This is a genomic window from Helicobacter ganmani (genome assembly GCF_003364315.1).
Lineage (GTDB): Bacteria > Campylobacterota > Campylobacteria > Campylobacterales > Helicobacteraceae > Helicobacter_D > Helicobacter_D ganmani.
The window spans coordinates 182,031-204,581 of record NZ_NXLS01000001.1; the positions used below are offsets into that span (position 1 = coordinate 182,031).

Genomic DNA, 22,551 nt, shown 5'->3' on the forward strand with positions numbered 1-22,551 from the left:
ACACAATTCCCCTTAAGAAATCTTGCACTAAAATATATAATTATGTTAAAATTAAGCTTTACTTTCTAAAACTTTAAGAAATTACAAGGACATTAAAATGAAAAATCCTCTATTTAAATTTTTCTTTAGTGGAATCCTCACAACTTTTATGTTACTTTTTAATGCTTGTTCAGCTTTAAACCCAAATCCTAGCATCAATAGCTCACTTACTCCCCCAAAGAACATTCGTGTATTAAGTGATATTAATACCAATGCTTTTGAATGGACTTCCGTGCAAGACCCAGAAGTCGCAGGTTATTATATTTATCGTAAAAAAGCACAAGAGCAAAATTTCAGCAAAATTGCCACATTAGATTCGCGTTTTATCACACATTATGCAGATAATAAACTAGATGCTAATACCGAATATATTTATCAATTTGCTTCGTTTGATAAGCAAAAAAATGTCTCTCCTTTTTCTGAAACTATCAGCGCAAAAACACATTCTATCAATGCTGTAAGCTATGTAGAGGCTATTAGCAACTATCCAAGAAAGGTAAAAATTATTTGGAATCCTCATCAAGATACGCGCGTAAATGGCTATATTGTTGAGCGCAAAGACAAAAATGGAAATTGGCAAGAAATTGGCAAGATTCAAAATCGCCTGCTTGTAGAATATTTGGACACCAAATTAGACGATGGCACAACCTATGAATATCAAATTCTTGCCTACAACGCCAATGGCTCACGCTCACTTCCCTCTAAAAGGGTTCAAGCTACCACCAAGCCCAAACCTGTGCAAATCACTAATTTTAAGGCAACAAATAATATTCCAAAACAAATCAATTTAAGTTGGAATTTGCACAAAAACCCTGAAGTAACTTCTTATAAGATTCTGCGCTCTGGCTTTATTTCTAGCTTTTATACTACGATTGCCACGCTTCCTAGCAACACAGATTCGTATCAAGATTTGATAGGCAAAGATGGCGAACAATATAGTTACAAAATCATTGCTGCCGACAAAGATGGGATTGACAGCTTAGAAACAGGACCTATTAGCGGTTCAACGCTTGCGATTCCTAATGCACCAAATATCACCTATGCACGCATTGAAAATGGTTCTGTTGTACTTAAATGGAATCCCACTGATAATCGCGCCACAGAATATATTGTTTATAAAAAAGATTCCTTATTTTTTGGAGAAACTTTGCGTTACAATAAAGTCCTCACAACGGAATTTATTGATAAAGAAGTTAAGGCGGGCGAAAAATATTATTATCGTGTCAGTGCAATAGATAAGAATGGATTAGAATCCAAAACATCTCAAGAAGTTGTGCTTTCTCTACCTAAATAAGACGACAATGCCACATTTTAAAACTGCACAACTTAAACTCCCCAATCTTCCCTCAAAAGTTACACATTCTTTAGGGGAATTTTGTTTTATGCAAGTGTTTCACTCAACACAAAATCCTCATTTTTCTTTGTTGCAAGTTTATTTCATTCCTAAAGATTCCAAAGAAAAAATCAAAAAATTTTTCCTAGAAATCAAAACGCGCCTGAAAGCCCCCCATAAAACCAAAGAAACTATTGTTCATTTGGATAAAAATTCGCGTATTTCTCCTATTGAAATTATCAAAAGTGCATTAAAAATTTTAATGGATTTTCAAGATTCTATTCTCTCGCACAATTTAAATGGTAAAAGTCAAGCATTAGAGTGCAAACTTCCATTCATTAGAGAAATTGAGGATTTTTTGGATTTTGAAAATCTTTTAAAAACTTTTGCAAGGGAATCTCAAGTATCTAAAAACACAAATTTTCTACCAAAAGTTTGGCTAGAAATCGGTTTTGGTAGTGGGAGGTATTTGTTACATAATGCCAAAAATTATCCAGAGATTCTGCACATTGGTTTAGAGATTCACTCTCCCTCATTGGAACAAGTAGCACGTCAAATTGGGCTTTTAGGGCTTAAAAATATTTTGATTCTTAGCTATGATGCGCGGATTTTTTTAGAAATTTTACCCTCCAACACTTTGGATAAAATCTTTGTGCATTTCCCTGTACCTTGGGACAAACAACCGCATCGTAGAATCCTAAGCCATACTTTTTTAACTCAAAGTGCTAGAGTTTTAAAAGAAAAAGGACATTTGCAATTACGCACAGACAGCCTAGATTACTTTAACTATGCAAAAAATCTTGCACAAGATTTCAAAACAGATTTTCAAATACAATCACATGTAAATGCTGAAGAGGCGATTATTAGCAAATATGAGGCAAGATGGTTAAGACAAAACAAAGATATTTATACTCTTGAATTTCTCGCCCTGCACTCTAGTACCTCACGCAAGCTAGATTTTGACTTTGCCTTTTTAGATTCTGCAGTGCAACCTTTATTATTTTTGCCCAAAAACTTTCAAAGAACAAAAATTGTGCAAAAGGATTATTTTTTGCATTTGGAGGATTTATTCATCAGCCCTTACGATTCCTCCTCTCCTCCTTGTTTGCTTAAAATTTCCTTTGGGGATTTTAATTATCCCCAAACGCGTTATGCGCTACAAACAAATCATCTTGAATATTTCAAAGAGAATCCATTGCCTACCTATCTCAATTACAAGGCACATCAGCAACTCTTACAATTAATCCAAAATGACTTCAGTCTTTATAAGGAATCATAAATGGACGCGATTATTCAAGCAAAAAATATGAATTTAGGTTACAAAAATGAAATCATTATCAAAAATGCGAGTTTTAGTATTTATCCTAAAGAATTTGTTTTCATTAGCGGTCCAAGCGGGAGTGGTAAAAGCACCTTAATGCGCTCTATTTATGGGGATTTAGCACTGAAAAGTGGCTCTTTAGAAGTCTGCGGAATAGAAATGTTTAAGGCAAATAAAAAAAATATTGAAATCTTGCGCAGACATTTAGGCATTATCTTTCAAGATTATAAGTTAATCAAAGATTTCAATGTAGAAAAAAATGTTATGCTTCCTATGATTATTGGAGGATTTACCAAAGAATCTTGCCAAGCCCAGACAGATAGGCTTTTAGCTCATATTAAACTTTCTCATAAAGGTAGCAAATATCCCTTGGAACTAAGCGGGGGAGAACAACAACGTGTCGCTATGGCACGCGCACTCTCCCATAATCCTCTTTTGATTCTTGCTGATGAACCAACAGGAAACCTAGACGACTACTCCTCGGAAGTAATTTGGAGCTTACTTAAAGGTGTCAATGTGCAACTTGGAATCACAGTTGTTGTAGTAACGCACAGAATCCCGGAAACTCTAGGAGTCAATTATCGCCATTTTCATATTGAAGAAGGGGTCATCTATGAACTCTCTTAAAAATCATTTAAGCCTTATTATTCCACTGGTTGCTTTACTTTTTGCACTAGAAAGCATTTTGCTTATTTCTCGCACCCTAAACGATTATGAAAATAAGTTGGGTAAAAACTACGCAATTATTCTCGCAAGCACTAAAGAATTAAATTTAGAACTTTTGCGCAACAAAATCAGTGAAGCGCAAGACTTAACCCTGATTGATTCTAAAGTCGTCTTAGACAGATTGAGCAAAAATATCAGCCAAGCCAATATTGTCCTGCTTAAAAAATCCCTTCCAAGATTCTATTCTTTAACCCTTAATATCTATCCTAGCAGTTCGCGTTTGGAAATTATCCACAAAACCTTAAGCACATTAGAGGGCGTTTCTCGGATTGAAACTTTTACTAAAAGTCATAGTCAAATCTATCAACTTCTTTTGATTATCAATGGAAGCACAATAATTTTTTCAGGCTTTATCGCGTTAATTAGCTTGCTTTTGATGTTTAAACAAATTGAAATTTGGAAATTTCAGCATTTAGAAAGAATGGAGATTATGACTTTGCTTGGAGCACCGCTTTGGATGCGCTCTCAAGTCTTATTCCGACTTGCTTGTTTAGACACTATCCTTGCAACTCTTATCGTCGCTAGCGGTTTGGTTTATATCTCGCAGAATCCTACTTTGCTAATTTTCCTGCAAGAATTAGGTTTAAATCCAGAGATTTTTTCACCCATTTTAGATTCTATTGTATTGCTTTTAACAGGGCTTGCTGTCTCGCTGATTTCAGTATGGATTGTAAGCTTACAACACAGGGATTAAGGATTTTTATGCGTGTTTGTCTGCTTTTTCTTATTTCTTTCTCTCTCTGCTTTGGTGCAAATGAAAAGGAGATTACCAAAAAAATCAGCCAAAATCAAAATACTTTAGAATACAAAAAGCGGCAAGAAAAGCAAATTAACGCTAAACTCCAAGAGTTAGGCAATGCAATCAATCTTCAAAAAGAAGAAAATAAAATGCTTCAAAAAACAATCAAAGAAAATGAACAAAATATCGCCAAAAATCAAAAGGAATATGATAGTAAAACTGCTTTAATCAAAAAACTTAGCAATAATCAGGATTCTTTATTTCAAACGCGAAAACAAATTGAATTTGAAATGATGGATTTAATTCTCAAAGATGTTTCCTTTGCGATTCTACTAAACGACTTCCAACCAGAATCTATTCAAGACTTAATAACAGAAGAGGCATTTAAATCCCTAAGTGAAGCTACAAAAAAACATTTAAGCACACTTAGCAACAAACAAAGTGAAGTGATTGCTAACCTCCATTCCCTACAAACTGAAATCACACAATTAAAAAATTTTCTCGAAGTAGAAAACAAAAAAAGGACTCATTTAAAGGCACTACAAAGCGAACAAGAAACATTGATTGCAAACTATCAAAAAGAAATCACAAAATACAATAAAGAATTACAAAAAATCGTCCAAGAACGTGATGAAGTGCAAGGAATTCTTGTTAATCTCAATATTCTTAAAAGCCAAGAAGAAGAAAAACGCAAAAAACGTGAAGAACTAGCCAAGACTAAACCCACAGAATCGCAAGCTATGGAATCCCAAATATCTTCCAAAACAGCAAGCAATAATTTGCCCAAAAAAACACAAACTTCCAATATTTCAAAAGCTAAAGACGATTTTGATGTGCGCCAAGTTGCTAGCTCTTACCATAATATCGGAACAACCAAGTATAAAGGTGCTAAGACGATTGCTCCTTTAGAAAATTTTACGATTGAAAAACATTTTGGACCTTATTTTGACCCTGTGTATAAGATGAAAGTTTTTAATGAATCTGTAACTTTAGCTCCAAAAGGAGACGATAAAGTTAAAAGCGTTTTAGATGGAAAGGTTGTATTTGCTAAGGATACCCCGATTCTTAAACGTGTTGTTATCATTGAGCACAAAGGCAATATGCACACAATCTATGCGCAATTAGATAAAATTGCACCTACAATCAAACCCGGTAGCACGGTCAAAAAGGGCTATACTATCGGACGCGTAGATAATGCTTTGAAATTTGAAGTAACTCTTAAAGACAAACATATTGACCCACTAGAGCTCATTTCTTCTAAAAACCTTTAAACTCTATTATCGTTATGAATATATTATTACACTTGTACTATAAAAACTCTATAGAACAAAAGGGAGAATTTTTAAAAATTTTTAAAAATTTTAATTATTTACTCTTTATTTTTTTGAGTAATATCCGATATACTTCCATAAACAATAACAAGGAGGTTACTATGACTATTTCTGAAAATGGAATGAATATTGCTAGCACCCAAGTGAATACTTACTCTACGCAAGGAAGCGTAAGTAATCAAAATAGCCCAAAGCTGCAAGAGTCATTGACCCAAGCAGAACAAGTGCAAGTAGAGATTGATAAGTCAAGCGAAGAGCAAAGGATTCAAGAACAAAAGCAAAAACTCAATGAATTAGCTCAACAACTTAACAAAGAGCTTAATCCATTGAATACAAATGTTACCTTTGGGTTTAATGAAGATATTGAAGGGCTTTTTGTAACTGTGAGCGAAAAAGATACCAATCGCATTATTCGCAAGATTCCAAGTGATGAAGCAATGAGACTTATGGCAAAAATGAAAGAAGTAGTCGGGATTATTTTCGACAAACAAGCTTAAGAAAAAACCAACCTTAAAAAGGAGATTACTATGGCAGTAGGACAAATGGGAGTATTAGGGATTGCGAGTAACCTAAGCTGGGATACACTCAACCAACTAAAAGACAATGAGATTAAAAACCAAGTTAACCCTATAACCAAAAAAATTGAAGCTAATATGGAGAAGCAAACTGAACTTACTTCACTTTTAACTATGATGACTTCTTTGAATACAAACTTCAAGAATTTATCAGACTTTAGCACCTATCTAAAACGTTCTGCTTCCGTTGAAGGTAATGGTGTAAAAGCGACAGCAGGAGAAGGTTTAGCGATTCAAGATATTAAAATCAATGTCAAACAACTTGCACAAAATGATGTCAATCAAGTAGGGTTGAAATTTGCTTCAAGAGATAGCGTTTTTAGTTCAGAAAACACAACTCTTAGCTTTTATCATAATGGCACAAATTATGATATTGAAATCAAAGCAGGTATGAGTGTATCAGAAGTTGGACAAGCTATCACAGATAAAACCAATGGTGCTGTAATGGGTATCATTATGAAAACAGGTGGAGACGAACCCTACCAATTAATGATTCAAGGCAAAGATTCTGGAGCGCAAAACAAAATCTATTTTGGAAGCACATTAGAAAGTGCAGCAATGCCCGGAGGACAGCTCACAGGCGGAACATTTGAAATTGAGATTGGCGGTCAAACAATTAACATTGATTTAGCAAATGATGTCGAAACAAAGATTGGAAACACTGCTGAAAACAATGCCAAAGCACTTTTAAAAGCAATTAATGAAAAAATTGAAAACGACCCTAGTCTAACCGATATCAAAGATAAACTTAAAAGTGGTGAAATCACCATAGGTTTAAATAGCACGGGCAAAGGCTTATTGTTTAACGATTCTAAAGGCGGAGAGATTAATGTCAATATCACTGACGCCAAAGTGAAAGTCGTTGAGGGTGGAAGTGAAGTTGATACAGATTTGGGATTCGTCAAAACCTCTGTTGGTGCTTCAAGCACAGATTTAATCACAAGTTCAGCTGTGAGCAGTAGCGCATTAAGTGGAATAATCACAATTAATGGTGAAAAAATTGACTTAAGTGGTATTAACAATGGTTCGGGTGCAGGAAATGCGCAAGCAGTAGCTGATAAAATTAACGCAACTGCAAATTTAAATGGCAAAGTCTCCGCAGAAGTTAAAAATGGAAAATTGGTCATTAATAGCTTAGATGGCAATAGCGTAAGAATTGGCGCGGAAGGAGCAAACTCTGAAGAACAAACCAAAGTCTTAAATTCCGTAGGCTTGCAAATGGGTAGTTATGCAACAAGTCAGGGCTTTTTAGAAAAAATGGATATTACTAATATCCAAAAGGCACAAAATGCACAATTCACTTATAATGGGATTGAAATTGAACGCGATAAAAATAGCGTTGATGATGTTGTTTCAGGACTTTCCTTAGAGCTCACAGCCATTACAGAAGCAAACAAAGAGGTCGTTGTGCGCATTTCTCGTGATGATTCTGGAATTGCGGAAGAAATGGAAAAATTTGTAGAAAATTACAATACTATGTATAACAAAATTCAAGAATTAATGCGATACGATGAAGATACAGAAGTCGCGGGCGTCTTTAATGGAAATAGTGATATTAGACAGATTATTAGACAATTTAACTCTATCATTACCTCTAATGACATCAATGGGGATAATCTCGTCAAATTTGGAATCTACTTCAACGATGATGGCACACTCAAAATGGATAAAGAGAAATTTAATTCTGCATTTAAAGAAGACCCAGACAAAGCAGTCGCATTCTTTAGAAGCACCACAAGTGTTTCACGCGGTGTCAGCACTGAAGTAGATGGAGTTTTTACCAAGCTTCGTAATACAATGGACAAGTTAATTACAGGTAGTAATTCTACATTGAAACTCTTAGAAACCTCTTTGGTAGATGAGCAAAAAACTCTCAACGAAGACAAAACTAAAACTCAAGAATCCATTGACTCTCGTTATGAGACTATGGCAAGTAGATGGTCTGCTTATGACCAACTTATCGCTAAAACACAGCAACAATCACTAGCGGTTCAGAATATGATTAACTCGTTGAATTCTTCAAATTAGAAAGGAATCTAAGAAATGAAAAGTAGTTTAGCCTACAATTCTTATCAACAAAATTCTGTTGCTGTAGAATCACCAGCAAAGCTTGTTGAAATGCTCTATGAGGGTATTTTACGCTTTGCTTCTATGGCAAAACGTTGTATTGATTCTCAAGACATTGAGAAAAAGATTTATTATATTAATCGCACCACAGATATTTTCGTGGAACTTTTAAATTCGCTTGATTATGAAAAAGGCGGGCAAGTCGCTCACTATCTAACAGGGCTTTATACACATCAAATCAAGCTCTTAACCCAAGCGAATATGGAAAATAATAAAGATAAAATTGACATTGTGATTAAAGTAGTTAAAGGACTACTTGAGGCATGGAAAGAGGTAAATCATGAATTGGCTTAATGAATTAAAAGTGGCATATTTAAACAAAAATGACAGCAAACTCAATGAACTTTTGGACAATACACCTATTTTAAAAACAAGAGATGAAATGTTTGAAGCATTGGCAGTAATGGAGCAAATCACAGAATACGCTAAGGCTCAAAAAGAGAAATTGGGTTTAGAAATGCGCAAGCTCAAGCAGACTAAAAAATTCTTTCCTCAACAAGAAAATGCGCAAAGGCTTAATATTTCTTTTTAATTGTTTGTATTAAAATACTCCTTTCAATTAAAGGAATATCAATGCAATGGAAACCTCTTGACATTGAAGATAAAGAACTGCTTACTAGTTTCTTTACTTCTTGTAATATTCTTGTTTCGGATTTAACTTTTACAAATCTCTATCTTTGGCATTATGCGCGCCATATTAGTTGGATAATTCTTAATGATTGCTTAATCATTAAGACACAATACCCAAACCAAAATCCTTTTATTTTTTATCCTATTCATAAACAAAATGACTTAGGAAGAAAAAAACAAACGATTCTGCAATTACAGGAAATCTGCAAAGCAAAAGGTTTAAGATTCTCTATCCATTCTCTAAGTCAGGTAGATAAAGAGGAGTTGGAATCCCTACTCCCCAATACTTTTGACTTTATCTATCGTGAGGATAGAAGCGATTATATCTATTCTGCACCCGAACTTATTGAGTTAAAAGGCAAAAAATACCACAAGAAAAAAACACATTTAAATCGCTTCACTGAACGTTATGCCTTTACTTACGAAGCATTAAATATTGAAAACTTAGATGAACTCATTACTACTTATCAAAGTTGGTTTGGAAAAATCAGTGATACTGCAAGTGATGGCTTGAAAAACGAATATATAGGCATTATAGAATCTCTGAAGCAATTTTCTAAGCTAGATTTTAAAGTTGGAATCCTACGTGTAGAGGATAAAATTATCGCTTTTAGCTTCGGTGAGCCTCTTAATAGCGACACCGTAGTTATTCATATTGAAAAAGCCGACATTGAATATCAAGGGGCTTACCAAGCCATTAATCGTGAGTTTTTAGCACACGAATGGAGTGCATATTCTTATGTGAATCGCGAGGAAGATTTAGGCATTGAGGGCTTACGCAAAGCCAAACAATCCTATCATCCACTTTTTTTACAAGCCAAATTTGACGCCACTTTAAAAATGGATTTTAAAAAATAGCTTAATTTTCCTCCAATATCTCTGAAGTCTCCACATTTTGCAACTCTTGATTCACATTTAAAATCTTAAGAATCTTTTGATTGCTTTTTGTGAGTGCTTTAAACTCTACGCGTCTTGAAAGCTCTGGAGTTTCTAAAGGTTTTGCAAAAGACAATCCATTGGCACGCAAAACGCTAATAAGCCACTGCTTTTGCGCGTCAATTTGTTTATTGCTAAAACAATATTTCAACACTTCCAATGCCCTTGCTTGCGAGAGTTCAGCATTACCCAAATAACGCGATTCTAGTGTATTGGCATTTTGCCATTCTGTGGAAGTATGCCCTTCAATACGAATCTCCTCAATGTCTTGTTTGTATTTTTCTTGACTTAAGATTTTGATATAACGGGGGAAAAAATCGTCTAAAATCTCTTTGAAACGAATCTTAACTTCTTTTTGCCCTTGATCAAACAAGATTTCTGGCTCTTTAAACCGAACCGTATTGTCCATATCAATCTCTGCATTCCAACGTTCTAAATTCTTAGAAAATTCGGAAACTAAATCCTGATAAAGGTCTGTTTGCAAATCTTTATGGGTTTTTGCAATATCACTCATCTGCTTGTTTAATTCCAAAAGTTCGGCATTCTGTATCGCGAGTTTTTTTTCTGTCTTGCTAATCACCACCATATAAGAGACGGCGATAAGCAAAAATATCATCATCACCCCCGCCATCATATCTGAAATGCTAATCCACTCATTACCTTTATAAGAATTTGCCATTAGCCTCTAGCTCCCATTAACTCGCGGATTCTACGCAAAAACCATTCATAGTCTTGACGGAATCCCAAAGTAATATTTGAAAGTGCTCCGTCTAAATCTCCAAGTGATTTACAGAGATTTTCATTTAAACTAGAAGTTTGATGAAGAGAAGTAGCAATATTGGATTCTATAATTTTTAAAATCGTATCAATTTCTTTCCGATTGCTTTCTAACGAAAGATAAGTTTTTTCCAATGCTTCGCTTAGATTTCTTTGCAATTTATTAAACTCGTTTAATAACTCCACACTCGCATTTCTTGGGGTTTCTATGCTTTGCTTTGTAAGAATCTCAAGACTTGCAAGATAGTTTTTTGCCATTGATTCTAAAGCATTTTTGACATTTTTATCTAGCAGATTAAAGCTTGCTATTACTTCTTTTGTATGGGATTCTAGCTGCGCATTATTTGTCTTAAGCAACTGATTTGCTAGATTTTCAGAACTTGCCAAGACCTTTTGGGCATTGCTTTCAAAACCTTGCGCAATCGTTCTCAAATGCGTTTGCAATTCTCCCCCTAGTTTTTGATAAGTCTCTAAGTTTGTTTTTTGAGTATTTTGCGCCAATGTTGTTAGCTGTGTTTGATAAGCACTGGTTGTGTTTCTCAAATAGGCACTTAGAGATTCCAAAGCGTTTTTATAGGATTCGCCAAAGCTACTGCGCATTTGACTTTGAATCTCTGTATTATGGTTTTGGCTTTCCTTTTGCATAGTGATTAAACTCTGATTAAACTCTTTCACATTTTCTGCCATTAAATTTTTCAAATTCTGACTTTGTGTTTGATTCTGTTCTATCAGATTGCTTACGCTTGTCCCTATTTCCTCTGTAGTTTTCGCTAGATTATCTCTTAAATTTTCATTGAAACTTTGGAATCCCTCTTGTATGCTTTGCGTGCTTTCTTTAAACGATTCCATAAGGGTTTGGTTTGTATGCACCAAAGATTCCTCAATATTTTGTGTGCTTTGACTTAGAGTATTTGCTGTATCGTTTAGCAAAGAATCTAAAGACTTCGTAGTCGTCAGCATAGAATTTTCTATTTCCTTACTAAGAGTGGTGAGAGTTTCTTTGGAATCTTTGAAATTTTCCTCTAGGGTTTTGGTGGTATTTCCCAAAAGTTTATCAAAGTTTAACACTGCATTTGTAATATGCTGCTCTAATGTATCGGAACTTTTAGTAAGATTTTTTTGCGTTTGCTCGCCTAATTCTTGCAAAGTATGGCTTGCTTTTTCTAATGCACTTTCCATTTCTTTCGAATGGCGCAACAAGACTTCATCGCTTCGCTTACTCTGCTCCTCTACAAGCAACAAAGACTCTTTTTGTGCATTTCCTAGCGCTTCCAAACCCTCTTCAAAGTTTTCTTTGACGCTGTTTAGATGTTCTTTGACGCTTCCTTCAATCTGCGTTATCATCTCTAAGTTTTTATGCTTCAATGCAGAATCGCTCTCCACTAAAGATTCCATAAAGTCTTGAGATTTAGCCTTTAAAGCCTCCAAAGCTTCCCCTAAATGCTCTTTATTTTGCTCCAAATATTCTTGATTAAAGGCGTTAAAGGCATTTTGCAATGTGTTTAAGTTTTTGGATTGCTCTTGTGCATCTTCTTCTAATGCTTTGAAGCTATTTTCTAGCAGATTTTGTGTGTTTTCTTGGTGTGTTTGTGTGCTTTTGATGAAAAATCTTTGCACTTCCTCTAAAGATTCCTTTGTGTATTCTAGGGTTTGCGTATGCGTATTTTGCAGATTCTGACTTAGATTCTCTACACTCACAAGTGCTCTACTTGCGTCCTCATGCATTTTTTCAAAACCCTGCAAAAGATGTGAAAGTTTTTCGTTTTCAATGCGTGAAGCTTCAATGCTATGGGCTAAGGCGGTATAAACCTCCAAAACTTCCGCATTGCGTTGCGCAATGGATTCTAAAGATTCTTTGGTGGATTCAAAGAGTTTCAAAGTGCTTTTAAGGCTTGAATCTAGCCCCACAATAGAATCTTTATAATTGTTTTGCCACAAAATCATTTGTGCCACCGCACTATTTAATTCTTTAAAATTATCTCCAAATTGATCTGTAATGCGTTGATTAAAATCCTTAATCACCCCCTCTAATGCAGCAATTAATTCTTTGGAAGCCCCTTGCGCAAGATGATGCATAGCCTCTTTTAGTGCGGCATTGGTTTTAACAAAATTATCCTCTAAAACCTTAAAATTATTTACCTGTTGCCTATAATAAGCATTTTGAGATTCTATTTGGGTTTGATTTTGGGCAACAATTTCTTGTAATTTATCCAAAGATTCTAATTTTTCTAACTTATCTAACTTTCCTGCTTGCAAAGAAAAATAATCTAGCATATTCTCAAAGTCTGTCTTAACCGCCTTGCTTTTTTGTAAAATAGAAAGCAGAATCGCCAATGCCATACCCAAGATAGAAGTATAAAATGCGGTTTTTAGCCCCGCAAGCAACGAAGGAACAGAATTTTCTACATTGCTTACATCAAAATCCTGCAAACCGACAAAAATCCCCACAAATGTTCCTAAAACCCCCGCACTCATAATAATAGATTTAAAATCACGATGCTTTTGCTTGCCATAGCTTAGATAATCCCAAAATGCAAGCCCAAACATAAATGCGGTAAAAATTACATTGATGATTAGATTCTCCATAACTCTTCCTTATTGAATTTATTTTCGTTTATTTTTCTTTGTTTGCACATCAAAACGTTCATCATCTAGCCAATCGGGTTTTTGAATCTGTGAATTGTTGCGATTCGCCAAATACAACACAAAACGAATTGCCAACACTATAACCATAAAGGTAACAACTGCGGAAATAATCATTGATAAATCATAATTTTCTCTGAACATTAATCCCCTTTTAACGACTTTGTTCTACCTGCACATCTACATTATTATGTCCGCTAGAATTTAAAATCCCCACCAAAGCGACAAATTTTTCAAAATAGCTTTTTTGGTCTCCACGCAACAAAATTGGTGTTTCTTTTGGAATCTTTGAAATTTCGCTTTGAATAGATTCTAAACTCATCGGCATTTTATCCAAATAATATTGCCCTTGTGCGTCAATCGCAATTTCAACATTTTTCAAAGATTGTGTGATTTTATCCGAACCTTGCGCTTGCGGAAGCGCAATTGGAATCTTTCCCTGTGCAATAAAAGTCGCACTTGTTAAAACAATCACCAACAATACAAGCATAATATCAATAAAAGGAACGATATTAATGCTATCCATTCTCCGAAACCTTTTCATTGCACGCCTTTATTTGCCTTTTTTTCTTGCATAATTTCCCATTGCGCAACCAAAACTTCACTTTTGCGCGTTAAAAGATTATAAAAGATAATGCTTGGAATCGCAACAAGCAACCCTCCCGCTGTGGCTTGAAGCGCAAGAGCAAGCCCTGTCATAATGTTTGCAGTATCTACCATACCTGATTGTCCAATCTGCACAAAAGTGATGATAATCCCAAACACCGTTCCTAAAAGTCCAACATAAGGAGCATTTGAGCCAATCGTCGCAATCAAAGTAAGATTCTTTGAAAGGTCTATTTCTAATTCTATCTTATTGGCATAAAGAATTAATTTAATGTATTTATAAAATAACAATCGCTCTAATGTTGCCCAAAGTGCTACAATGCTCATTAGCAATAAAACACCAATTACTCCATATTCTACCATTTCTTTTAAAGACAATTCCAACTTTTTTCCTTTCTTGCTTTATTTTATTATCTTCTTTGCATTTCTTTTAAGCTTTGCGCAATTTCTCGTTTTTGGATTTTTTCTTTCAAAGATTCGCGCTTATCGTGCAAATTCTTTCCCTTAGCTAGGGCAATTTCCAATTTTGCCTTATTGCGCGCGTTAAAATAAAGTTTCAATGCCACGATACTCATACCAGAAACTTGACTTTTGCCAAAGAGTTTGTCAATTTCTTTGCGGTGCAAAAGCAGTTTGCGCGGACGCTTTTCATCGGGTTTGTAATGTAAATTTGTCGTAGATAAAGTCGCAATATGTGCTTGAAATAAAAATGCCTCTCCTTGAATGATTTTTACAAAACTATCTTTGAGATTCACGCGTCCGGCACGAATAGATTTCACTTCGCTTCCCTTAAGTTCAATCCCTGCTTCCAAACGCTCTAAAATAAAAAAATCAAAAGTCGCCTTTTTGTTTGTTGCAATGATTTTCATTGTGTTGTCCTTGCAATATTAAAAGGCTCTTTGAATTGAGGTTTTTTGCGCCAAAAACAACTCCCGCTTCCACTCAAAAATAAATTTTTTTTGCAATATGATTCTAATTCTGGATAAAGCGTCAAAACAGGAGCTAACAAATCATTATTTTCAAACGATTCATTGTGCAAAATCTCCCCATTTGACTTTTGTAGCCAATTTTGCTTTTTTGTTTGCAAAATCCTCGCTTCATCATAAAAGGAATCGGAATATTTTTGAAAGACTTTTGTGGTGTTACAATGTAATTTTGGCATAATGATTTCTACTTCAAAAGGCGCAAAATCTTGTGATTCCTTGCTATTCTGACAAGATTCCACAATCTCTCCCCTCCCTTCAACATTTGCAATCTCCAACCCACTCAAAAAAAATGGCACATCACTCCCCACTTGCGCCCCAAGCTCCATTAAAGCCTGCAAATCTAAATCCAAATTAAGAGATTGAGAAACAACTTGCAAAAAACAAGCAGCATTAGAGCTTCCTCCACCTAATCCCCCACCGCTTGGTATTTTCTTATCTACCCATACTTGCAAATGTTTTAATGTTGCTTTTTGCGATTCTGTAAGATAAGGCAGAAGGGCACGATAAGCCTTATAGATAGTATTTTGCTCCATTGCGCAATCAAAAGTACCCACAATCTCAAAAGCAGGCATATCCCAATAAAAAGTCAATGTATCATAAAGGCTTTTGACTCGCATAAAACGTGATTGTAGCAAATGATAACTTGTTCCATTGAAGCAATCTTTACCAACAATTTTTAAAAATAAATTGATTTTTGCATAGGAGAGATAAGTATTGTTTTGCGTCGAAGAATCGCAAATCATTGTTTTTAGGCTTTCTTTCTCGCTGCGACAAGCTTATCAAGCACACTGCTTTGCGCTTGTTGTTGAAGCGATTTTTTGTTTTCTTCAGAAATTGCAAGCTTTAATTCTTCACGCAAAATCAATAATTCCGGAGGTGCATCAAAACCAATCTTTACATTGCCTTTATCAATAGAAATAACTTTGATTGTAATATTTTCTCCAATGGTAATGCTTTCATTTTCTTTTCTTGATAAAATCAACATAAAGGAATCCTATTTGCTAAATATTCTAAATTTTGATTTTGAAATGAAATTATAGAGAAAAAATCCTCAAATTGCACTATATATTTTGCAAATTCGTCAATTTTCAAGATTTTTGGGGAAAATTTCTTGCCATCTTGCACCAAAGAGCGCAGAGCAAAATCCTTGCGCGCGTCTATTTTTTTAAAAGGGAGAATTTCTAAAGGATTGAGTGCTTTTTCTCCTTCATAATGTAATCCTCCTTCACTAATGCGTTCTAAATAACTAAGCGAACCAACGCAACCTAGCTTTTTGGCAATCAATTCCCCCAAAGAACGAATATAAGCCCCTTCACTTACCCATGCTTTAAAGCTCACAAAAGGGTGTGCATAGTTCAAAAACTCTATTTTTAAGATTTGCATTGTTTGTTCTTTTAAATGTTGCTCTAAAAGCTCCTCTTTCCCGATTCGCGCTAATTTATAAGCCTGCGTGCCTTGAATCTTTTTGGCACTATACTTTGGAGGGACAAAATGCACGATTCCTACAAAATCCTGCAAAATAGATTCTATTTTTTCTTGAGAAAATAGTGGCACGCAATGCAATGTGCGCACATTTTCTAAATCTAACGAATCACTTTGCAATCCTAGCCAAAGTGTTGCCTGATAGACTTTAGGAGATTTTTTCAAATAAGGAAAAAGTTTCGTGTATTGCCCAAATGCTACGAGCAATGCACCACAAGCAAAAGGGTCTAAGATTCCGCTAAAGCCTGCTTTTTTCTCGCCAAAACGATGTTTTAAGGAGCTTAAATAATGATTAGAAGAAACAAAAAGTGGTTTTTTTGCAACAAAAATACGATTCAAACTTTAAAATCCTCATTTATTTTGATAGAATTTGCACTTTAAAATTCAAAAATTAGTGAGAATTTATAAATGCAAAATAAGATTCTAACATTTTTTCTTTTAAGTGTCAGTTTATGGATTTTTGCCGCTTGCGCAAAATCTCCCTTAGCAAATCCCAACCTACCCTATCCTAAGCTTGTATATATAGAATCACTCAACACTGATGTTGTCCCAAAAGACTTTGCAGATACTTTTATCAATCGCTTCAAGATTCTTTACGCACAAGCTCCAAATTCCAATTTACAGGAAGTAAGATTTTATTTTACGGATTATTACAACGAATCTAGGGAGGAATTTTCTCCTATGGCTTCTTTTAGCCTTGTGCCACGTTATTTATTGCAACTACACGTGCAAGTCATCACTTCGTCGCACACGCAAGACTTCACGCAAAGTTATCAGATTCCTGTAATGGGCTTTAATCCGCCCTATTCACAAGATTTTGATGGCTTAATCTTAAAAATTTTACAAGAATAATTAATGATAGAGAATCCCTACATTGATACTTACCGCAATACTCAAACCATTACGCGCACTTTTAATGCCCTAAAAACATTAAGCAAGAATCTAACAAAACCTTTAAAAATTATGGAAGTTTGTGGCGGACATACACATACAATTATGAAATACGCCTTACCAGAACTTTTGCCTGATAAAATAGAATTTGTGCATGGACCGGGCTGTCCTGTGTGCGTAATGCCAAAGAATCGGATTGATTGTGCTTACAAAATTGCAAGTCAAACAGATGTGATTTTGGTTACACTTGGAGATATGATTAAAGTGCCCGGAAGCTATGGAAGCTTACAAAACGCAAGAGCAAAAGGGTTTGATGTGCGTTTTGTTTATTCTCCTTTGGAGGTTTTAAAAATTGCTAAAGAGAATCCCACAAAACGCGTCGTGTATTTTGCCATTGGTTTTGAGACGACAACTCCAATGTCTGCTGCACTCTTAGAGCGAGTCGTTGCTTTGGGATTCCATAATATTTCGCTACATTGCAATCATGTTTTAGTGCCACCTCCTCTTGAGGCAATTTTAAGCGCGCCAGATTGCCAGATTAGCGCATTACTAGCACCTTCTCATGTGAGCGTGATTACAGGCTCTCAAATCTACCGACCTCTTTTAGAAAAATTTAAGATTCCTATTGTAGTTTGCGGATTTGAGCCCGTAGATGTAGGAGAAAGTCTTTTAAGCATTGTCCAACAAGTGCTACACCAAACACCAAAAGTAGAAACGCAATATGCGCGCAGCGTAACTGCACAAGGTAATCTAAAGGCTCAAGAACTTGTCCAACGCTATTTTGAACTAGACGACAACTTTTATTGGCGAGGACTTGGAGAGATTCCTCATTCTTCTTTGCGCCTCAAAAAAAAGTTTGCAAACTACGACGCAAGTATTCTTTTTAAAGAACATTTAGACGGAATCGCAAAGGAAGAACATAAGGGTTGCTTATGTGGAGAGATTCTAAGAGGCAACAAAAAACCTTTTGATTGCAAACTTTTTGGTAAATTTTGCAATCCACAAAATCCTCTAGGAAGTTGTATGGTTAGTAGCGAAGGGGCTTGTGCTGCGTATTACAAATATCAAGGAATACGCCCTGCTTAATCTAACTACCCAAACGCAAGATTTCTTGGTTTGTGCAGCAGAAAATTATTTGCAATATATGCAAACCTATGATAAGGGTCTTGAGATTGTTAAGATTCGGAATATCTCTAAAGATATTTTTGGATTGAGCTTGCAACTAGAATACAAGCTCAAAAGCACAGAAAGCTTGATTCTACGCACTCCAACAGAAGAATTTATATTAGAAAAAGAATCCGAAGAAGCAATGAGCATTCTTTCTTATGATGAAAAATCCAAAGTGCTTAGTTTAAGTATGGAGGAAAGGCTTTGCAAAAAGTTATTTGCACAAAAGGAATCCCTGCAACTGATTTCTGATTTAAAATTTCTTGTTGTCAATGTGATGAATTTTTATCTGCAAGAACATACCTTAAAACTCCCTACAATTCCACCTCTTTTAAAGCCTGATATTGAATCCTTAAAAGACTTGCCAACTCCACCGCATTTAGAACAACTCAATGCGCTTAAAGGAATCTTTGAAAGCCCATTTTGCTATGTTTGGGGAGCTGCAGGGAGTGGCAAAACAAAAGTGGTGCTTTTGCACGCCCTTGCGTTTTATCTCAAAGCAAATTGTAAAGTGGCGATTCTTGCTCCGACAAACAACGCACTGGAGCAATGCTTAACAACTCTAATTGCTAATTTAGATGCAATCGGGATTGAAACTTGTAAAATACTAAGACTTGGCACACCTAGCCAAAGATTCGCCGAAAATTTCCCTAAAAATTGTGATTTATTGCTAGAAAATAAAGCGATAGATTATAAAAAATCCTTACAAGATTCTTTGGTTATTGCAATGACTTTGGATACTTTTTTGCGCAGAAACGATTTGCATACAATAGATTTTAAGCATTTTTTCATTGATGAAGCAGGTTTTGCTCCATTGATAAAAACCTTGCCTTTGTGCGCATTTAATAAGCCTATTACACTGCTAGGAGACCATAAGCAACTGCAACCCGTGTGCATATTAAGCTCTGCTCATCTCAAAGAATCACAATGGAAACCCTCAAGATTATGGCAATACTCTTCGCTTTTTATGGAAAAATTTTTCAAGATTCAAAGAAATTTTGAAGAGGAAAATTTATTTTTGGATTCTACCTCTCCTAGTGAAAATCCCCCAATTTCACAAGTTTTTACTTTAACGCAAACCTATCGCTATGGTAATAATCTCGCACATTTGCTTAATACCTATATTTATAAAAATAACCTTCAAGGGTTGAACACAAAAACTTATCTACATTGCTTAGATATTTCGCAAATGCCAAAAACACAACCTTTAGATAAAGCAAATTATAATGAAGCCTTACAATGCTGTAACTTAGCACGTGAATTTTTGAATGCACATCAAGACTTTGCGATTCTCACACCTTTTGTAAATCAGAGGCAATTAATCCTAAAAACAATGCCTGCACTTTATAAAGAAGAATGTGTTTGGACGATTCATTCTTCACAAGGACAAGAATTTGATTATGTCCTTTTTTCACCTGTCATTTTGCATTATCATCTTAATGATTCTAGCAATCAAAAAGCACTTTTTGCACTCAATGTTGCTTTTTCGCGAGCAAAAAAGGGAATTATTTTAATTTGTGATAAAACTTATTGGTTAAGACAAAAAAATCAATTTTTAAGCCAATTAGTGCAAATTGCCAAACCTTATAATAAAATTTTTTGATATAATCAAGATTTTATTATAAGGCGCAGAATGAATGGTTTTTTGGTTGGATTAAATGCTCAAAAAAAGCGGGGTTTAATTGAGCAGGCACACAACAAACGCAAATTTGAATTTGACTTACGCGTATGGGACGGAGATTTCAAAGAAATTACGCCCAATATGGAAGTAGAATTTGAACTCACAGACGACAAGAAACAAGTGAGTGTCGTGCGTCCTAAAAAAGTTCCGCTAGAGGAATTTGCAATTCACCAAACTAAAAGCATAAAAGATTGTATTTATGATTATTTTGGTGGAACTGAAAATCTCATCAAACATTATGAAAAAGACATTAACTCCAATAAAGATTTGGATTTTTTACGCATTAAAAGATTCTTATTTACAGCTTACAATGACCTTTTTGAGCTAGATAGCACGATTCCAAACTTAGCTTTAAGCAACTTAAAATCCGAACTTGGAAAATTAGATAAAGAATATGAATCTTTTATCAAAAAATCTTCTTACCCTCCACAATATTCTTACGAAAAAATATTTCTTGCACATCAAATTGAATTTGTCAAAAACGAAGAATTAATCCAAACTACACAATCTATCATCAAAAGCACTACAATCCAGCAAGCCTCTATGGGAGAAGCACTTAAAAATATGGAAAATCAATTTGCTGCGCGCCACGATAAAAGCAGCGCAAGCTATATTCAAGCACAAAATAACCTCAAAAATTTCCGCAAACGTTATGTGGATTTGTTGCATTATCTCTCCCAACAAAAGGAAAAATTAGCCAAAATCACCAAAGCAGGAGAAGAATTTTCAGAAAAGTTTTTTGAACCTTTTTTAAAAAATTATTTGCCTCTCACAAAAGAACTAAAGAAAGATTTTATCAAGCTTTTGAATGCCAAAGCGTATGATTTAGACTTTTTATTGTGGGAGAGAGCAAAACGAAGCCTAAGCGTGCGAAGATTCTTTATTGAAGCAGGAATCACAGGCACTTATAGCTCTAAAACATTTTTGAAATATTTTTTGCGTAGCTTAGACCACAATAAGATTCGCAAAGAAACAAAAGGGCTTTTTGATTTACTTAAATATCTTGAAGCCTTTTCTAAGAGAAATATTTTGCTGATTCAAGAAGACCCCAAAGATGGTAAATATTACAAAGAATATCTAAGAAACTTTGATAGTGATTTACAAGTTTCTACTTCCAGCGACCCGCGAGACAATCTGCGTTTATCTCAACCACTAGAGTTTCATATTGTTGTAATGGAATGGGAAGTCAAGGAAATGGATATTTTAGCTTTCCGAAAAAAATACATTGAAATGTTTAAGGATTCTGTTGGGATTCCTGTTTTTTGCGCTATTATATCCAAAGGAATGAGTGAGGAAACCCTGCAAAACGCCAAAAAAGAAGGAATCTCTTATTTTGTTACCAAAGGTAGCACAGACCAATTTATTGATATGATGCGTATGATTTTGTAAATTTTGCACCTTTTAGGCTAAAATTTGCTACAATAGCAAAATTATTTTACTTGTAGGGCATTTAGATGACTTTTAACACCACGCTTGATTCTATTAAAACCTATGAAGCAGGGAAACCTATTGAACTCGTCGTCAGAGAATTCGGAATCCCAGAAAATGAAATCGTCAAACTTGCTTCCAATGAAAATCCTTTAGGGGCTAGCCCAAAAGCAATAGAAGCAATCATTCAAAACGCTTGCAATGCACATTTATACCCCGATGATTCTATGTTTGCGCTAAAGAAAGCATTAAGCCAGTTCTACAAAGTTCAAAGCAACGAAATTATTATTGGTTCAGGAAGCGACCAAATCATTGAATTTTGTATTCACGCTAAAGCCAATCAAAAAAGTAAAATTCTAATGGCAAAAACCACTTTTGCGATGTATGAAGTTTATGCCAAAGCCGTAGGGGCAGAAGTTATTCGCACAGCAAGTCATCAACACAATTTAAAGGAATTTTTGGAATCCTATCAGCAACACAAACCAGAAATAATTTTTTTGTGTATCCCTAACAATCCTTTAGGGGAATGTTTGGATTCAAAAGAAACTTTTGATTTCTTAAAACAAGTAGATGAAAATTGTCTCATTGTGATTGACGGAGCTTATCAAGAATACGCAAAAGCAAAAGATTCTACTAAGGCTATTAATCCAAAAACACTTATTGAAATATTTCCTAACGCAATTTATCTAGGCACATTTTCAAAAGCCTATGGATTGGGCGGTATGCGTATAGGCTATGGAATCGCACAACAAGAGATTATCCAAGCTCTTCTGAAACTTCGCCCACCTTTTAATCTCACCACTTTATCTCTAGCAGCAGCACTTGAAGCATTAAAAGACCAAGAACATATCCAAAAAAGCCTCCAAAATAACCTAATGCAAATGCCTAGTTTTGAGGGTTTTGCCAAAGAAAAAGGTTTCTTATACACTCCAAGTTATACCAACTTTATTACCTATTATTTTGAATCTCCGCTAGATTCTACACAAATTGCAGATTATTTATTACAAAGAGGTATGATTATTAGAAATCTCGCTTCTTATGGTCTCAATGCAATTCGTATTACATTAGGAACACACGAACAAAACAAGAAATTTTTTACATTATTTGAACAATACTTAGATGAAAGATAGGAT

At 35.0% G+C, this 22,551-nt stretch carries 24 protein-coding genes; 15 read left to right on the top strand and 9 right to left on the bottom strand.

Annotation, left to right across the window (positions count from 1 at the left end; translation table 11 throughout):
• Nucleotides 1-97: 97 nt before the first annotated feature.
• From CQA43_RS00885 to CQA43_RS00930, 10 genes are all read left to right on the top strand, one after another.
• Nucleotides 98-1,333, top strand: coding sequence for a fibronectin type III domain-containing protein (locus CQA43_RS00885; protein ID WP_115550731.1), 1,236 nt, complete (start codon nt 98-100; stop codon nt 1,331-1,333).
• A 7-nt stretch (nt 1,334-1,340) separates the two neighbouring features.
• Nucleotides 1,341-2,651 (top strand): tRNA (guanosine(46)-N7)-methyltransferase TrmB, encoded by a 1,311-nt coding sequence (trmB, locus tag CQA43_RS00890; protein ID WP_115550732.1) that lies wholly within the window; start codon nt 1,341-1,343, stop codon nt 2,649-2,651.
• On the top strand, nt 2,652-3,320 hold the full coding sequence (locus CQA43_RS00895) for a cell division ATP-binding protein FtsE (RefSeq protein ID WP_115550733.1): 669 nt from the start codon (nt 2,652-2,654) through the stop codon (nt 3,318-3,320). It abuts the gene before it with no gap.
• On the top strand, nt 3,307-4,113 hold the full coding sequence (locus tag CQA43_RS00900; RefSeq protein ID WP_115550734.1) for an FtsX-like permease family protein: 807 nt from the start codon (nt 3,307-3,309) through the stop codon (nt 4,111-4,113). The genes CQA43_RS00895 and CQA43_RS00900 overlap by 14 nt, the downstream gene beginning before the upstream one ends.
• Nucleotides 4,114-4,121: 8 nt before the next feature.
• Nucleotides 4,122-5,429, top strand: coding sequence for a murein hydrolase activator EnvC family protein (locus CQA43_RS00905; RefSeq protein ID WP_115550735.1), 1,308 nt, complete (start codon nt 4,122-4,124; stop codon nt 5,427-5,429).
• 161 nt (nt 5,430-5,590) lie between these two features.
• Nucleotides 5,591-5,986 (top strand): FlaG family protein, encoded by a 396-nt coding sequence (locus CQA43_RS00910; RefSeq protein ID WP_115550736.1) that lies wholly within the window; start codon nt 5,591-5,593, stop codon nt 5,984-5,986.
• Nucleotides 5,987-6,016: 30 nt separating this feature from the next.
• Complete coding sequence (gene fliD / locus CQA43_RS00915; RefSeq protein WP_115550737.1) at nt 6,017-8,092, top strand: flagellar filament capping protein FliD; 2,076 nt, start codon at nt 6,017-6,019, stop codon at nt 8,090-8,092.
• A gap of 15 nt (nt 8,093-8,107) precedes the next feature.
• Nucleotides 8,108-8,485, top strand: a complete 378-nt coding sequence (fliS, locus tag CQA43_RS00920) for a flagellar export chaperone FliS (protein WP_115550738.1) — start codon at nt 8,108-8,110, stop codon at nt 8,483-8,485.
• On the top strand, nt 8,472-8,723 hold the full coding sequence (locus CQA43_RS00925) for a hypothetical protein (protein ID WP_115550739.1): 252 nt from the start codon (nt 8,472-8,474) through the stop codon (nt 8,721-8,723). The genes fliS and CQA43_RS00925 overlap by 14 nt, the downstream gene beginning before the upstream one ends.
• Nucleotides 8,724-8,764: 41 nt before the next feature.
• Complete coding sequence (locus tag CQA43_RS00930) at nt 8,765-9,679, top strand: DUF2156 domain-containing protein (RefSeq protein WP_115550740.1); 915 nt, start codon at nt 8,765-8,767, stop codon at nt 9,677-9,679.
• A gap of 1 nt (nt 9,680) precedes the next feature.
• Here the strand turns inward: CQA43_RS00930 and CQA43_RS00935 are convergent, their stop codons facing one another.
• From CQA43_RS00935 to truB, 9 genes are read right to left on the bottom strand one after another with little or no spacing between them, the layout of a single operon-like run.
• On the bottom strand, nt 9,681-10,436 hold the full coding sequence (locus tag CQA43_RS00935) for an OmpA/MotB family protein (RefSeq protein WP_115550741.1): 756 nt from the start codon (nt 10,434-10,436) through the stop codon (nt 9,681-9,683).
• Entirely contained in the window at nt 10,436-13,120 is a 2,685-nt protein-coding gene (locus tag CQA43_RS00940) for a ring-infected erythrocyte surface antigen domain-containing protein (protein WP_115550742.1), read from the bottom strand. The genes CQA43_RS00935 and CQA43_RS00940 overlap by 1 nt, the downstream gene beginning before the upstream one ends.
• An 18-nt stretch (nt 13,121-13,138) precedes the next feature.
• Nucleotides 13,139-13,321, bottom strand: a complete 183-nt coding sequence (locus CQA43_RS00945; protein WP_115550743.1) for a hypothetical protein — start codon at nt 13,319-13,321, stop codon at nt 13,139-13,141.
• A gap of 10 nt (nt 13,322-13,331) precedes the next feature.
• Nucleotides 13,332-13,721, bottom strand: a complete 390-nt coding sequence (locus CQA43_RS00950) for a biopolymer transporter ExbD (RefSeq protein ID WP_115550744.1) — start codon at nt 13,719-13,721, stop codon at nt 13,332-13,334.
• A complete protein-coding gene (gene exbB / locus CQA43_RS00955) occupies nt 13,718-14,146 on the bottom strand; it encodes a TonB-system energizer ExbB (RefSeq protein WP_115550930.1) in 429 nt (142 codons plus the stop codon). Before exbB ends, CQA43_RS00950 begins: the two co-directional genes overlap by 4 nt.
• A gap of 47 nt (nt 14,147-14,193) precedes the next feature.
• Nucleotides 14,194-14,652, bottom strand: a complete 459-nt coding sequence (smpB, locus tag CQA43_RS00960) for an SsrA-binding protein SmpB (RefSeq protein ID WP_115550745.1) — start codon at nt 14,650-14,652, stop codon at nt 14,194-14,196.
• Nucleotides 14,649-15,512 (bottom strand): 4-(cytidine 5'-diphospho)-2-C-methyl-D-erythritol kinase, encoded by an 864-nt coding sequence (locus CQA43_RS00965; protein ID WP_115550746.1) that lies wholly within the window; start codon nt 15,510-15,512, stop codon nt 14,649-14,651. Before CQA43_RS00965 ends, smpB begins: the two co-directional genes overlap by 4 nt.
• Before the next feature lie 5 nt (nt 15,513-15,517).
• Nucleotides 15,518-15,754 carry a carbon storage regulator CsrA gene (csrA, locus tag CQA43_RS00970; protein WP_115550747.1) on the bottom strand — a complete coding sequence of 79 codons (237 nt, stop codon included), beginning with the start codon at nt 15,752-15,754 and terminating at the stop codon, nt 15,518-15,520.
• Nucleotides 15,748-16,590, bottom strand: coding sequence for a pseudouridine synthase family protein (gene truB / locus CQA43_RS00975; RefSeq protein WP_115550748.1), 843 nt, complete (start codon nt 16,588-16,590; stop codon nt 15,748-15,750). Before truB ends, csrA begins: the two co-directional genes overlap by 7 nt.
• Before the next feature lie 69 nt (nt 16,591-16,659).
• Between truB and CQA43_RS00980 the strand changes: the two genes are divergently transcribed.
• The 5 genes from CQA43_RS00980 to hisC all read left to right on the top strand — a co-directional run bounded on the left by CQA43_RS00980 (nt 16,660) and on the right by hisC (nt 22,548).
• Nucleotides 16,660-17,103: a hypothetical protein gene (locus CQA43_RS00980; RefSeq protein ID WP_115550749.1), complete on the top strand. Its 444-nt coding sequence runs from the start codon at nt 16,660-16,662 to the stop codon at nt 17,101-17,103.
• Between the two features lie 3 nt (nt 17,104-17,106).
• Complete coding sequence (hypD, locus tag CQA43_RS00985; RefSeq protein ID WP_115550750.1) at nt 17,107-18,228, top strand: hydrogenase formation protein HypD; 1,122 nt, start codon at nt 17,107-17,109, stop codon at nt 18,226-18,228.
• Entirely contained in the window at nt 18,188-19,912 is a 1,725-nt protein-coding gene (locus CQA43_RS00990; protein WP_245944174.1) for an AAA domain-containing protein, read from the top strand. Before hypD ends, CQA43_RS00990 begins: the two co-directional genes overlap by 41 nt.
• A gap of 30 nt (nt 19,913-19,942) precedes the next feature.
• A complete protein-coding gene (locus CQA43_RS00995) occupies nt 19,943-21,379 on the top strand; it encodes a hypothetical protein (RefSeq protein ID WP_115550751.1) in 1,437 nt (478 codons plus the stop codon).
• 65 nt (nt 21,380-21,444) lie between these two features.
• Nucleotides 21,445-22,548: a histidinol-phosphate transaminase gene (gene hisC / locus CQA43_RS01000; protein ID WP_115550752.1), complete on the top strand. Its 1,104-nt coding sequence runs from the start codon at nt 21,445-21,447 to the stop codon at nt 22,546-22,548.
• Nucleotides 22,549-22,551: the final 3 nt, after the last annotated feature.

Excerpts from the sequence above, each read along its gene's own strand:
- CQA43_RS00895 (WP_115550733.1), top strand. The coding sequence starts at position 2,652 with ATGGACGCGATTATTCAAGCAAAAAATATGAATTTAGGTTACAAAAAT.
- exbB (WP_115550930.1), bottom strand. The coding sequence starts at position 14,146 with ATGGTAGAATATGGAGTAATTGGTGTTTTATTGCTAATGAGCATTGTA.
- hisC (WP_115550752.1), top strand. The coding sequence starts at position 21,445 with ATGACTTTTAACACCACGCTTGATTCTATTAAAACCTATGAAGCAGGG.
- CQA43_RS00995 (WP_115550751.1), top strand. The coding sequence starts at position 19,943 with ATGAATGGTTTTTTGGTTGGATTAAATGCTCAAAAAAAGCGGGGTTTA.
- smpB (WP_115550745.1), bottom strand. The coding sequence starts at position 14,652 with ATGAAAATCATTGCAACAAACAAAAAGGCGACTTTTGATTTTTTTATT.
- hypD (WP_115550750.1), top strand. The coding sequence starts at position 17,107 with ATGATAGAGAATCCCTACATTGATACTTACCGCAATACTCAAACCATT.
- CQA43_RS00925 (WP_115550739.1), top strand. The coding sequence starts at position 8,472 with ATGAATTGGCTTAATGAATTAAAAGTGGCATATTTAAACAAAAATGAC.
- fliS (WP_115550738.1), top strand. The coding sequence starts at position 8,108 with ATGAAAAGTAGTTTAGCCTACAATTCTTATCAACAAAATTCTGTTGCT.
- csrA (WP_115550747.1), bottom strand. The coding sequence starts at position 15,754 with ATGTTGATTTTATCAAGAAAAGAAAATGAAAGCATTACCATTGGAGAA.
- CQA43_RS00965 (WP_115550746.1), bottom strand. The coding sequence starts at position 15,512 with ATGATTTGCGATTCTTCGACGCAAAACAATACTTATCTCTCCTATGCA.
- CQA43_RS00910 (WP_115550736.1), top strand. The coding sequence starts at position 5,591 with ATGACTATTTCTGAAAATGGAATGAATATTGCTAGCACCCAAGTGAAT.
- fliD (WP_115550737.1), top strand. The coding sequence starts at position 6,017 with ATGGCAGTAGGACAAATGGGAGTATTAGGGATTGCGAGTAACCTAAGC.
- CQA43_RS00940 (WP_115550742.1), bottom strand. The coding sequence starts at position 13,120 with ATGGAGAATCTAATCATCAATGTAATTTTTACCGCATTTATGTTTGGG.
- CQA43_RS00950 (WP_115550744.1), bottom strand. The coding sequence starts at position 13,721 with ATGAAAAGGTTTCGGAGAATGGATAGCATTAATATCGTTCCTTTTATT.
- CQA43_RS00905 (WP_115550735.1), top strand. The coding sequence starts at position 4,122 with ATGCGTGTTTGTCTGCTTTTTCTTATTTCTTTCTCTCTCTGCTTTGGT.
- CQA43_RS00900 (WP_115550734.1), top strand. The coding sequence starts at position 3,307 with ATGAACTCTCTTAAAAATCATTTAAGCCTTATTATTCCACTGGTTGCT.
- trmB (WP_115550732.1), top strand. The coding sequence starts at position 1,341 with ATGCCACATTTTAAAACTGCACAACTTAAACTCCCCAATCTTCCCTCA.
- CQA43_RS00945 (WP_115550743.1), bottom strand. The coding sequence starts at position 13,321 with ATGTTCAGAGAAAATTATGATTTATCAATGATTATTTCCGCAGTTGTT.
- CQA43_RS00980 (WP_115550749.1), top strand. The coding sequence starts at position 16,660 with ATGCAAAATAAGATTCTAACATTTTTTCTTTTAAGTGTCAGTTTATGG.
- CQA43_RS00930 (WP_115550740.1), top strand. The coding sequence starts at position 8,765 with ATGCAATGGAAACCTCTTGACATTGAAGATAAAGAACTGCTTACTAGT.
- CQA43_RS00935 (WP_115550741.1), bottom strand. The coding sequence starts at position 10,436 with ATGGCAAATTCTTATAAAGGTAATGAGTGGATTAGCATTTCAGATATG.
- CQA43_RS00885 (WP_115550731.1), top strand. The coding sequence starts at position 98 with ATGAAAAATCCTCTATTTAAATTTTTCTTTAGTGGAATCCTCACAACT.